General features: G+C 70.5%; 12 protein-coding genes. 11 read left to right on the top strand and 1 reads right to left on the bottom strand.

What is annotated here, in order from left to right; all coding sequences use genetic code 11:
* Positions 1-42 precede the first annotated feature (42 nt).
* Positions 43-1335 carry a phospholipase D-like domain-containing protein gene (locus CLT71_RS20320; protein WP_158242270.1) on the top strand — a complete coding sequence of 431 codons (1293 nt, stop codon included), beginning with the start codon at positions 43-45 and terminating at the stop codon, positions 1333-1335.
* 23 nt (positions 1336-1358) lie between these two features.
* Here CLT71_RS20320 and CLT71_RS20315 read toward each other — a convergent pair whose 3' ends face one another.
* On the bottom strand, positions 1359-1844 hold the full coding sequence (locus CLT71_RS20315) for a hypothetical protein (RefSeq protein ID WP_101368493.1): 486 nt from the start codon (positions 1842-1844) through the stop codon (positions 1359-1361).
* Positions 1845-1894: 50 nt separating this feature from the next.
* On the opposite strand from CLT71_RS20315, the gene mqnC reads away from it, so the two are divergent.
* The 10 genes from mqnC (at position 1895) to nuoF (ending at position 12246) form a co-directional block, all read left to right on the top strand.
* The gene (gene mqnC / locus CLT71_RS20310; RefSeq protein ID WP_101368492.1) at positions 1895-3085 is read left to right on the top strand and encodes a cyclic dehypoxanthinyl futalosine synthase; all 1191 of its coding nucleotides are present in this window, start codon (positions 1895-1897) and stop codon (positions 3083-3085) included.
* Between the two features lie 392 nt (positions 3086-3477).
* A complete protein-coding gene (locus CLT71_RS20305; protein ID WP_101368491.1) occupies positions 3478-4188 on the top strand; it encodes a demethylmenaquinone methyltransferase in 711 nt (236 codons plus the stop codon).
* A gap of 69 nt (positions 4189-4257) precedes the next feature.
* The gene (locus CLT71_RS20300) at positions 4258-5052 is read left to right on the top strand and encodes a hypothetical protein (RefSeq protein WP_101368490.1); all 795 of its coding nucleotides are present in this window, start codon (positions 4258-4260) and stop codon (positions 5050-5052) included.
* 236 nt (positions 5053-5288) lie between these two features.
* The gene (locus tag CLT71_RS20295; RefSeq protein WP_101368489.1) at positions 5289-6566 is read left to right on the top strand and encodes a geranylgeranyl reductase family protein; all 1278 of its coding nucleotides are present in this window, start codon (positions 5289-5291) and stop codon (positions 6564-6566) included.
* 120 nt (positions 6567-6686) lie between these two features.
* Positions 6687-7052: an NADH-quinone oxidoreductase subunit A gene (locus CLT71_RS20290; protein WP_101368488.1), complete on the top strand. Its 366-nt coding sequence runs from the start codon at positions 6687-6689 to the stop codon at positions 7050-7052.
* A 13-nt stretch (positions 7053-7065) separates the two neighbouring features.
* Positions 7066-7740, top strand: coding sequence for a NuoB/complex I 20 kDa subunit family protein (locus tag CLT71_RS20285; RefSeq protein ID WP_101368487.1), 675 nt, complete (start codon positions 7066-7068; stop codon positions 7738-7740).
* Positions 7737-8480 (top strand): NADH-quinone oxidoreductase subunit C, encoded by a 744-nt coding sequence (locus tag CLT71_RS20280; protein ID WP_101368486.1) that lies wholly within the window; start codon positions 7737-7739, stop codon positions 8478-8480. Before CLT71_RS20285 ends, CLT71_RS20280 begins: the two co-directional genes overlap by 4 nt.
* Positions 8477-9811, top strand: coding sequence for an NADH-quinone oxidoreductase subunit D (locus CLT71_RS20275; protein WP_101368485.1), 1335 nt, complete (start codon positions 8477-8479; stop codon positions 9809-9811). The genes CLT71_RS20280 and CLT71_RS20275 overlap by 4 nt, the downstream gene beginning before the upstream one ends.
* On the top strand, positions 9812-10930 hold the full coding sequence (gene nuoE / locus CLT71_RS20270; protein ID WP_101368484.1) for an NADH-quinone oxidoreductase subunit NuoE: 1119 nt from the start codon (positions 9812-9814) through the stop codon (positions 10928-10930).
* A complete protein-coding gene (gene nuoF, locus CLT71_RS20265) occupies positions 10927-12246 on the top strand; it encodes an NADH-quinone oxidoreductase subunit NuoF (protein WP_101368483.1) in 1320 nt (439 codons plus the stop codon). The genes nuoE and nuoF overlap by 4 nt, the downstream gene beginning before the upstream one ends.
* Positions 12247-12315 lie beyond the last annotated feature (69 nt).

Genomic DNA, 12315 nt, shown 5'->3' with positions numbered 1-12315 from the left:
TGGCTGTTGCTCCATTGAAGGATGTGCACTAGCAAGGTATCCATGAGGATGCTCCGCACGCGTCGTGCCCGGGCCGGACTCGCCTCGCTCGCGGCGGTCGGCCTGCTCGCCACCGCGCTGCCCACCCCGCCCGCCGTGGCCGGTGACGCCACCCCGCCCGCCGTGGCTGGTGACGCCACCCCGGCCGACGCCGGAGACGGTGCGGTCACCGCCGTCGACCCCTTCCCGGCGTACACCCGGTTCAACGTCCCGGCCGAGGACGGCACCCGGGACCGGACCATCGAGGACGAGCTGGTCCGGCTGGCCGACGGCGCACCGGCCGGCGGCTACATCCGGGGCCTGATGTACAGCTGGAGTTCCCCGGTGGTGGCCGAGGCGCTGAAGCGGGCGGCGGCCCGGGGCGTGATCGTCCGGATCGTGCTGGACGAGACCGGCGGCGGGGTCAACACCGGCGCCGACAACGCCGCGATGGCGGTGCTCACCTCGGCCAACCTCGACGACCTGGTGATCTGCGGCAAGACCTCGTCGACGGTGGCCGGCTCCACCGCGTGCATCGGCAACAAGAGCAACTCGATCAACCACAACAAGGTCTTCACGTTCTCCACCAGCGGCACCATGAAGCGGGTCGTCTTCGTCAGCTCGCAGAACCTCACCTTCAGCCAGAACAACCTCTTCAACACCGCACTTGTGGTGCACGAGGACTACGACCTGTACGACCACTTCACCGCGTACTTCAACGACATGCGGGCGCAGCGGAAGAACAACGACTACTTCAACGCCGCCAACGGCTACTACAAGTCGCCGAACACCGCCGTCACCGTCTACCACTCGCCCCGGGCCGACAGCGACACCCTGGCGAACCGGCTGGCCGAGGTGAGTGCCTTCGAGAGCGGCTGCGCGGTGGACGTGGCGCACGCCCAGTTCACCGACGCCCGCCCGCAGGTCGCCAGCCAACTGCGCCGGATCGGCCGGATGGGCTGCAAGGTACGGGTCGTCTACGGCTCGATGGGCAGCACCGCGTACGCCACCCTGAACGGGCAGCCGAACGTCTCGCTGAAGAAGTACCACGACGCCGAGGCCAGCAACTACGACGGCCGGGTGGTGACCGTGCACTCGAAGAACATCATCATCCGGGGCACCTTCGCCGGGGTCGCCGGGCGCAGCGTCGTCTTCACCGGCTCACACAACGTCACCGACCCGGCGCTCACCGACCACGACGAGACCCTGGTGAAGATCGAGCACCCGACCGTCTGGAACGACTTCCACGACAACTTCGAGACGCTCTGGAGCCGCGCCAAGTGCGTCAACCCCGACAACGGCAGCTGCACCACCTGAACGGCCGTACCCGGTCCGGGTCACTACTCCCTGGACGTGGCGGCTTCCCCGGCGAGGGCGGACGCCTCCTCGTAGGTGGCGCGGGCGTCGGCGGTCCGGCCGGTCCGGTCCTGCCAGTGCGCCACCAGGCGGAGCAGTTCCGCGTACCAGGGTCGGGTGGGTGCCCCCGGCCTGCGGTTCAGCCGACGCAGGATCCGTAGCGGTCCGGCCGCCGCCGACAGCGCCTCGTCGTACCTGCCGGCGCCGCCGAGCGCCACCGCGAGCGGGTACTGCGTCCAGACGATCTCGTTCCGGTACCGGATCCAGCGGCCCGACCCCAGGTAGACGTCGACAGCCTCCTGGAAGGCGTCGACCGCCTCCGGGTAGCTGCCCGCCTCGACCAGTTCCGCCCCGCGCGCCCGGAGCGCCTCGGCTCGGTCCCGTACGGGGTCGACCCGGTGCCTGCCCCGGTGCGGTACGACTGCCGCGAGCCGCCGCCGCAGCCGCAGCCAGGGTTTGTCGGTGCTCACATCTGCGAGCGTGCCTGGGGCGCGCAAGTCGGGCGGCGTACCCTCGGGATGTGACGGCGAGCCGGGAAATCGACAGCATCCTGCAACGTGGCGCGGACGGCGGGCGGATCACGCCCGAGGAGGCGCTGCTGCTCTACACCGACGCGCCGCTGCACCCGCTGGGTGAGGCGGCCGACGCGGTACGGCGGCGGCGCTATCCGGACAACATCGTCACGTACCTGATCGACCGCAACATCAACTACACCAACGTCTGCGTGACCGCCTGCAAGTTCTGCGCCTTCTATCGGGCGCCGAAGCACCGGGAGGGCTGGACGCACCCGACCGAGGAGATCCTGCGCCGCTGCGCCGAGGCGGTCGAGCTGGGTGCGACCCAGGTGATGCTCCAGGGCGGCCACCACCCCGACTACGGGGTGGAGTACTACGAGGAGCTCTTCTCCTCGGTCAAGCGGGCGTACCCGCAGCTCGCCATCCACTCCATCGGGCCGAGCGAGATCCTGCACATGGCGAAGGTCTCCAAGGTCAGCCTGGACGAGGCGATCAGCCGGATCAAGGCGGCCGGGCTGGACTCGATCGCCGGTGCCGGCGCCGAGATGCTGCCCGAGCGGCCGCGCCGGGCGATCGCCCCGCTGAAGGAGTCCGGGGCGCGGTGGCTGGAGGTGATGGAACTCGCACACCGGCAGGGCATCGAGTCGACCGCCACCATGATGATGGGCACCGGCGAGACCAACGCCGAGCGGATCGAGCACATGCGGATGATCCGGGACGTGCAGGACCGTACCCGGGGCTTCCGGTCCTTCATCCCGTGGACGTACCAGCCGGAGAACAACCACCTCAAGGGGCGTACCCAGGCGACCACCCTGGAGTACCTGCGGCTGGTCGCGGTGGCCCGGCTCTTCTTCGACACCGTGCCGCACCTCCAGGCGTCCTGGCTGACCACCGGCAAGGACGCCGGTCAGCTCGCCCTGCACATGGGGGTGGACGACCTCGGCTCGATCATGCTGGAGGAGAACGTCATCTCCTCGGCGGGTGCCCGGCACCGCTCCAACCTGCACGAGCTGATCTGGATGATCCGCTCCGCCGGCCGGATACCCGCGCAGCGGGACACCCTCTACCGGCACCTGGCGGTGCACCACACCCCGGCCGACGACCCGACCGACGACCGGGTGGTGTCGCACTTCTCCTCGATCGCGCTGCCCGGCGGCGGCGCGGGCCGCAGTCTGCCGCTCGTGCAGGCCCGCTGAACCACCCTCGTCCATTCGGCCACCGCCGGCTGGGCGAGGGGTCGGTCCTTGGCTCCGATCCGGCGGCAGAGCGTCGAGTACGTCGGATAAATGGCCCGTGACCAGGACATTCTCGGATACCAGTCCTCTCGCGGCGGTCATAACGGTTGGATCAAGGGGAGCGCGACCGGGCCGGTCGAACCGATAACGTGCCGGCACACGCACCCGCTGACCGTCGTGGACGGACCGGCCTCCGGGGTCGGGACGCGGCGTACCGGGGTCGTCCTCTATCGGTCCAGCAGGGCCGTTCACATAACGCACGGCATCGCGGGCGGGGTGGGAGACCACCTCGCCCGCGGTGTGTTCCGCCCCGGACCGAGGGGCCGGGCCGGTGGCTGGCAGACTGTTCCGGCGTGAGCCGTACCCCGTCCGGACGCCGGGCCAGCCTGGACAAGCAGCCGCACGAGGTGGCGGCGATGTTCGACGAAGTCGCCTCCCGGTATGACCTGACCAACACAGTGATCTCGTTCGGCCAGGATCGGCGTTGGCGCCGGGCCACCCTGGCCGCCCTCGAACTGCGCCCCGGTGACCGGGTGCTGGACGTGGGCGCCGGCACCGGGGTCTCCACCGCCGAGTTGGCGACCTCCGGGGCGTACGCGGTGGGGTTGGATCTCTCCATCGGGATGCTCCGGGCCGGTCGACGGAGCCGGCCCGAGGTGCCGCTGCTGGCCGGCGACGCACTCCGGCTGCCCTTTCCGGACCAGACGTTCGACGCGGTCACCATCTCGCTGGCGCTGCGCAACGTCGTCGACACCGAGGCGGCGCTCCGGGAGATGGCCCGGGTCACCCGGCCCGGTGGCCGGCTGGTGGTCTGCGAGTTCAGCACCCCGACCAATCCGGTCTTCCGGACGGTCTACCTCTCCTACCTGATGCGGTCGCTGCCGGCGGTGGCCCGGGCGGTGGCGAGCAACCCGGACGCGTACGTCTACCTGGCCGAGTCGATCCGGGCCTGGCCGGACCAGGCCGGGCTGGCCGGGCAGATCGGCCGGTCCGGATGGCACCGGGTCGGCTGGCGGAACCTGACCGGCGGCATCGTCGCGCTGCACCGAGCGGTACGTTCCTGATCATCGGTTTCATGGTTCTTTAGTCGGTTTTGATGCTCGAAGCGGCTTTCCAGGCCGTAGGCTGCGCCCATGGCGGGGGCAGACCGGCAGGGAGACGGCGACGGGCAGCCGGCCGAGGAGACGCCGGGGGGCGCGGGCCCGCCGGGGGCACGGCACGGGGCGGACGACGCCGCGGCGGCCGAGCCGGCGTCGGGTCGTGGCGGTCCGGAGGCCGCGGCTTCCGACCCGGAGGCCGGACCCGCCGACCCGGAGGCCGAGGCGGCCGAGTTGATCGCGCAGATCCGGGAGCTGGCCGGTCCCGACCCGGTCGCGGTACGGACGGTGGTCGCCGAGGTACTGGCCGCGCTCGACCGGGTCAGCGGCGGCACCCTGCGAGAGCAGTTGCCGTACGAACACGAGCGTGCCCCGGACGACGACCCGGTGCCGACCGGCGATTACCCGATCGAGCCCGCGCCGGAGAACGGCGGGCACCCCACCGGTCGACTCTCCGGTAACGGTGCCGCACCGGGCGGCGGGCGTCCGGCCGCCGACGGTTATCCGGCCGTGGAGGGTTATCCGGCCGTGGATGGGAGTCCAGCGGCCGACGGTTATCCGGTCGAACCGCACCCGGTCGAGCCGAACCCGCCGGAGCCGCACCCGGCGCAGCCACAGCCGGGGCCAGCCCAGCCGGGTCGGCCCGGCCCGGCCGATCCGCACCCGCCGGCTCCGGGCCCGGGGGAGCCGCAGCCGGCCGAGCCGCACCCCACCGACCCGCATCCGGTGGGGCCCCACCCCGGCGACCCGCACCCGGCCGAACCGGGGCCGCTGACCCCGGGCCCGATCGAACGCCGTCCGGCGCAGCGCAGCGGCGAGGACCGCACCTGAGCCGGGCAGAGTGTCGAGCTGGGTGCACAGCCGGGGCGGCCTCGACAGGCTCGCCTACCCCATCAGTCCCGCCCGCCCCGCCAACCGGGCCGGAATGGGCCCCGAGCAGGTAGCCAACACGCCTACCTCGGCAACTTAGGTTCACCTAACCAGTTGCCGGCCACTTCGCGGTCTTAGACTCCCTCCCTGACGAGGCTTGTGAAGCATTTCACGAGCGATCGGGAGGGGAGGCGCCAATGACCACCGTCGACAACGACGCGGATGTCATCGTCGTCGGCGCCGGTCCAGGTGGATCGACGACCGCCTATCACCTGGCTCGACACGGCGTACGCGTGCTGCTGTTGGAGAAGACCGAGTTCCCCCGGGAGAAGGTCTGCGGTGACGGGCTCACCCCCCGGGCCGTCAAGCAGCTCGTCAAGCTCGGCATCGACACCTCGCCGGAGGCGGGCTGGCTGCACAACCGGGGACTGCGGGTCATCGGCGGCGGCGTACGGCTCGAACTCGACTGGCCCGAGCTGGCCAGCTTCCCCAACTACGGTCTGGTCCGGACCCGGCTCGACTTCGACGACCTGCTGGCCAAGCGTGCCGTCGAGGCCGGCGCGGAACTGCGTACCGGAATGAACGTGACCGGCCCGGTGCTCGGCACGGACGGCCGGGTGACCGGAGTCACCGCCGAGAGCGGCCCGGACAAGGAGCCGGTCAGCTTCTCCGCCCCGCTGGTGATCGCCGCCGACGGCGTCTCCGGGCGGCTCCCGCTCGCGCTCGGCCTCAACAAGCGGGAGGACCGGCCGATCGGCGTCGCGGTCCGCCGCTACTACCGCTCGCCGGCCAAGCACGACGACAACTACCTGGAGTCGTGGCTGGAGCTGCGCAGCAAGGAGCACCCCGACAAGCTGCTGCCCGGGTACGGCTGGATCTTCGGCATGGGGGACGGTCGGGTCAACGTCGGGCTCGGTGCGCTGAACTCGTCGGCGGCGTTCGGCAAGACCAACTACCGCCGGCTGCTCGTCGACTGGCTCGCCGGCACCCCGGCCGACTGGGGCATGACCGACGAGGCCAACGCGGACGGTCCGATCCTCGGCGCCGCCCTGCCGATGGGCTTCAACCGGGTGCCGCATTACACCAGGGGAGTCCTGCTCGTCGGCGACTCCGGCGGCATGGTCAACCCGTTCAACGGCGAGGGCATCGCGTACGCGATGGAGTCCGGTGAACTCGCCGCCGAGATCGTGGTGCAGGCGCTGGCCCGCCCGGCGGGTCCCGAGCGGGAGCGCGCGCTCGCCGGCTACCCGGCCGAACTGAAGGCCCGGTACGGCGGTTATTACCGGCTCGGCAACATCTTCGTGAAGATGATCGGCAATCCGCATGTGATGCGGATCGCCACCAAGCACGGCATGCCGCATCCGACCCTGATGCGGTTCGTGCTCAAGCTGCTGGCGAACCTCACCGATCCGCGCGGCGGGGACGCGATGGACCGGGTGATCAACGCGATGACGAAGGTGGCTCCGGCCGTGTGAACCGTCGCCGGCCCCGGCAGGGGACGCCAGTGGCACCCCGGGCAGCGTCGCCCGGAGGACTGTGAATAGTGTGAATTTGGAAATTGACCGAGGGCAGGGAAGGACGAGCAGGGGAAAACGATGTCGCTCTCGCCGTACGTACCCATCATCGGGCTGTTCGCCCTCGCCGCGGGGTTCGCGCTGTTCTCCGTCGCCGCGGCGCGCTTCGCCGGCCCCCGGCGCTACAACAAAGCCAAGCTCGAGGCGTACGAGTGTGGCATCGAGCCGAGCCCGCAGCCGGTCGGCGGCGGTCGGCTCCCGATCAAGTTCTACCTGACGGCGATGCTGTTCATCGTCTTCGACATCGAGATCATCTTCCTGTACCCGTGGGCGGTCAGCTTCGACATGCTCGGGCTCTTCGGCTTCGTGGAGATGGTGCTGTTCATCGTCGCGGTCTTCGTCGCGTACGCCTATGTCTGGCGGCGTGGCGGCCTGGACTGGGACTGAGGGAGGTCGTCAGATGGGTATCGAGGAGAAGCTCCCGTCCGGGATCCTGCTCACCTCGGTCGAGAAGCTGGTCAACTGGTCCCGGAAGTCGTCGTTCTGGGGCGCCACCTTCGGCCTGGCCTGCTGCGCGATCGAGATGATGGCGGCCGGTGGCTCCCACTACGACCTCGGTCGGTGGGGCATGGAGGTGTTCCGCGCCTCGCCGCGACAGGCGGACCTGATGATCGTGGCCGGCCGGGTCAGCCAGAAGATGGCCCCGGTGCTGCGCCAGATCTACGACCAGATGGCCGAGCCCCGCTGGGTGATCTCGATGGGCGTCTGCGCCAGCAGTGGCGGGATGTTCAACAACTACGCGATCGTGCAGGGCGTCGACCACGTCGTACCCGTCGACATGTACCTGCCGGGCTGCCCGCCGCGCCCGGAGATGCTTATCGACGCGATCCTCAAGCTGCGCGAGAAGATCGGCCACGAGCCGCTCGGCCCGAACGGCCGCAAGATGCTCGAGGCGCGCCAGGCACGCGGTGCCGTACCGCTGGTGGCGCCCGGTTCGATGCCCTCGTCCTACCGCAACGACAAGGCGCGGCGGGCCGAGTGGACCCGGGCGGTCGCCGAGGGGCGCGAGGAGCAGCTCCGGATCGAGAACTGGATGAAGGCACAGAACCACCTGGTCGGGGGGTCTGGTCGATGAGCGAGCCCAACAAGACCAGTGAGCAGCCGGGCGGTGGCGTGCCGGTGGCCCGGCCGCCGATCGGGGCGACCAGCGGGGCGCCTGCCGAGTTCCCGCCGGCCACGGCGGCCGGACGCGGCATGTTCGGCATCCACGGCAGCGGCGACACCTCCGGCTTCGGCGGGCTGGTCCGGCAGCGGGTCGCCGTGGTCAGCAGCCCCCGGCCGTACGGCGGCTACTTCGACGAGGTTGCCGACGCGCTGGAGGAGGCGTACCCGGGCTTCGCCGACGCGGTCGAGAAGGTCGTGGTCGACCGGGGCGAGCTGACCCTGCACATCCGCCCGGAGCGGATCGCCGAGGTCTGCCAGGTGCTCCGGGACGATCTGGCGCTTCGCTTCGAGCTCTGCTCCTCGGTCTCCGGGGTCGACTACCTCGGCTCCGACCAGCGCCGGCTGCACGTCGTCTACCAGCTCACCTCGATGACCTACCGCCGGCAGTTGCGGCTGGAGGTCGCGGTGACCGCCGAGGAGCCGAGGGTGCCGAGCGTCACCTCGGTCTACCCCACGGCGGACTGGCAGGAGCGGGAGACGTACGACATGTTCGGCGTCGTCTTCGACGGTCACCCCGGCATGACCCGGATCCTGATGCCGGACGACTGGGAGGGCCACCCGCAGCGCAAGGACTACCCGCTCGGCGGCGTGCCGGTCGAGTACAAGGGCGCCGTGATCCCACCGCCCGACCAGCGGAGGACGTACCAATGAGCACCTCGACGAACCCGAGCTACGCCGAGTCCCGGGAGACCACCGAGGGCCGGGTCTTCACCGTCACCGGTGGCGACTGGGACCAGGTGGTCAGCGGGCACGACCCGATCAACGACGAGCGGATCATCGTCAACATGGGTCCGCAGCACCCGTCGACGCACGGCGTGCTCCGGCTGATCCTGGAGCTGGAGGGCGAGACCGTCCGGGAGGCCCGGGCGGTGGTCGGCTACCTGCACACCGGGATCGAGAAGAACCTGGAGTACCGCAACTGGGTGCAGGGCACCACGTTCGTCACCCGGATGGACTACCTCTCGCCGCTGTTCAACGAGACGGCGTACAGCCTGGCGGTGGAGAAGCTGCTCGGCATCACCGACGAGGTGACCGAGCGGGCCAACACCATCCGGGTGCTGATGATGGAGCTGAACCGGATCTCCTCGCACCTGGTCTGGGTCGCCACCACGGCGATGGAGCTGGGCGCGGTCAACGTGATGCTCTACGGCTTCCGTGAGCGCGAGTACGTCCTGGAGATCTTCGAGCTGATCACCGGCCTGCGGATGAACCACGCGTACGTCCGGCCGGGCGGGGTCGCCCAGGACGTGCCGGACGAGGCGATCGTCAAGATCCGCGAGTTCATGGAGCTGCTGCCGAAGCGGCTGAAGGAATACGAGGACCTCCTCTCCGGCCAGCCGATCTGGCAGGAGCGGACCAAGGACGTCGGCGTGCTCGACGTGACCGGCTGCGTGGCGCTCGGCGTCACCGGCCCGGTGCTCCGCTCGGCCGGGCTGGCCTGGGACCTGCGCAAGACGATGCCGTACTGCGGCTACGAGGACTACGAGTTCGACGTGCCGACCACCGAGAGTGGTGACGTCTGGGGCCGGTACCTGGTCCGGATGGCCGAGATGCGGGAGTCGCTCAAGATCATCGAGCAGGCTCTCGACCGGCTCCGCCCCGGCCCGATCATGGTGGCCGACAAGAAGATCGCCTGGCCCGCGCAGCTCGCCATCGGCGTCGACGGGATGGGCAACTCGCTGGAGCACGTCGCCAAGATCATGGGTCAGTCGATGGAGTCGCTGATCCACCACTTCAAGCTGGTCACTGAGGGCTTCCGGGTGCCACCGGGCCAGGTCTACGTCGGGATCGAGTCGCCCCGTGGCGAGCTGGGCGTGCACGCGGTCTCCGACGGGGGCACCCGGCCGTACCGGGTGCACTACCGCGAGCCCAGCTTCGTCAACCTCCAGGCGCTGCCGGCGATGGCCGAGGGTGGCCTGATCGCGGACGTGATCGCGGGCGGCGCGTCGCTGGACCCGGTGATGGGTGGGTGTGATCGCTAAATGACTCAGTCTCAGTTTGGCAACGCGGCGTCCCGACTGGACGGTCTGGTGACCGGGCCAGGCGAGGTACCGGCGCAGCGCAACGGCGGCAGCGGGGCGCGCAGCGCCGACCTGCACGCGAAGCTCGACGAGCGGGCGCGGGAGATCGTCGCCCGCTATCCGGCCGACCGGTCCCGTTCGGCGCTGCTGCCGCTGCTGCACCTGGTGCAGTCCGAGGAGGGGTACGTCTCCCCGGCCGGCGTGGAGTTCTGCGCCGACGTCCTCGGACTGAACAAGGCACAGGTCGGTGCAGTGGCGACCTTCTACACCATGTACAAGCGCCGGCCCACCGGTGACTGGCTGGTGAGCGTCTGCACCAACACGATGTGCAACGTGCTCGGCGGGCAGCAGGTCTACGACACGCTCACCGAGCACCTCGGGGTCGGGCACGACGAGACCACGTCGGACGGCAAGATCACCCTGGAGCACGCCGAGTGCCTCGCGGCCTGCGACTACGGCCCGGTGATGACCGTCAACTACGACTTCTTCGACCAGGTCGACCCGGACTCCGCGGTCGCGGTCGTCAACGAGCTGCGCGCGGGCAATCGCCCGCAGCCCAGCCGGGGCGCCCGACTCTGCACCCTCAAGGAGATGTCGCTGCAGCTGGCCGGCTTCGCCGACCCGCGCGCCGAGGCGGTCGCCGACGGGGTGGCCGGTGACCCGACGCTGGCCGGGCTGCGGTTGGCCCAGCAGCACGGCATCTCGGTCGCCGGTTACGACCCGAACACCCCGATCAAGGGCAGCCAGACCGGTGACAAGCCGGCTCCGGCCACCACCCGGCCGGCCGCCGCCACCGGCAGCACCGCGCCGGACGTGAAGGCGCCGGACGACAAGTCCCCACAGGTCCGTACCGCCGAGACCCGCAACCCGGACGCGAAGACCGCTGTCCCGGACGCGCCGGGGACGACGCCGCCGGTCGACGGCGCACCGGCCGGGCCGGGCGACGCCAAGGCCGCGGAGGCGGCCGGCACCGCCGCCAACCAGCCGGCCAGCGACGCCAAGCCGGCCGGCGACGGCGGTACGGACGCCCAGGAGCGCTCGCTGCGGGCGGCTGCGAGCGAAGAGGAGGCTGACAAGTGAGCACGACGCCTCGACGGGAGACGCTGGAGAAGCTGACCCCGGTACTCACCAAGCGCTGGCTGTCGCCGGACGCCTGGCGGCTCGACGTCTACGAGCGGCTGGACGGTTACGCGGCCCTGCGCAAGGCGCTCGCCGCCCACCCGGACGACCTGATCCAACTCGTCAAGGACTCCGGTCTGCGCGGCCGGGGCGGTGCGGGCTTCCCGACCGGGCTCAAGTGGGGCTTCATCCCGCAGGGCGACGGCAAGCCGCACTACCTGGTGGTCAACGCCGACGAGGGCGAACCGGGCACCTGCAAGGACCTGCCGCTGATGACCCACGACCCGCACTCGCTGGTCGAAGGCGTGATCATCGCCTCGTACGCGATCCGGGCCAACCGCGCCTACATCTACATCCGGGGCGAGGCGGTGCACGCGGCCCGCCGGCTGCGCAACGCGGTCGACGAGGCGTACCGGGCCGGCTACCTCGGCAAGGACATCCTCGGTACCGGCTTCGACCTCGACCTGGTGGTGCACAGCGGGGCGGGGGCGTACATCTGCGGCGAGGAGACGGCGCTGCTGGACTCGCTGGAGGGGTTCCGCGGCCAGCCCCGGCTGCGCCCGCCGTTCCCGGCGACCCACGGCCTGTACGCCTGCCCGACCGTGGTCAACAACGTCGGCACCATCGCCAGCGTGCCGTACATCGTGCTGGGCGGGGCCGCTTGGTGGAAGAGCATGGGTACGGAGAAGTCCTCCGGGCCGATGATCTACTCCCTCTCCGGCCGGATCAACAACCCGGGGCAGTACGAGGCCGGGCTCGGCATCACGCTGCGCGAGCTGATCGAGCTGGCCGGCGGTATGCAGCCCGGTCACGAGCTGCGGTTCTGGACCCCGGGCGGGTCGTCGACCCCGCTGCTCACCGCCGAGCACCTCGACATACCGCTGGACTTCGAGGGGGTGGCGGCGGCCGGCTCGATCCTCGGCACCACCGCGACCCAGATCTTCTCCGACCAGGACTGCCCGGTCTACGCCACCTACCGGTGGCTGGAGTTCTACCACCACGAGTCGTGCGGAAAGTGCACGCCGTGCCGGGAGGGCAACTACTGGATGGTCCGCACCTACCGGCGGATCCTGGCCGGGCAGGGCACCCACGAGGACCTGGACACCCTGCTGGACACCTGCGACAACATCCTCGGCCGCTCGTTCTGCGGCCTCGGTGACGGCGCGACCAGCCCGGTGACCTCCTCGCTGCAGTACTTCAAGCAGGACTACCTCGACTACATCGAGGGCCGGACGGCTCCCAAGCTGTCGGAGAAGACCCTGGTAGGAGCGCACTGATGGTGAGCGCGAGGAGTGAGCTTGCGAGCCCCGCAGTCGTGAACGGAAGGCGCGCAGTGAGCGCGAGGA

Source organism: Plantactinospora sp. CNZ320 (assembly GCF_002846275.1).
The sequence above is the reverse complement of the archived record's forward strand: the minus strand, read 5'-3'. Positions and strand labels throughout refer to the sequence as shown.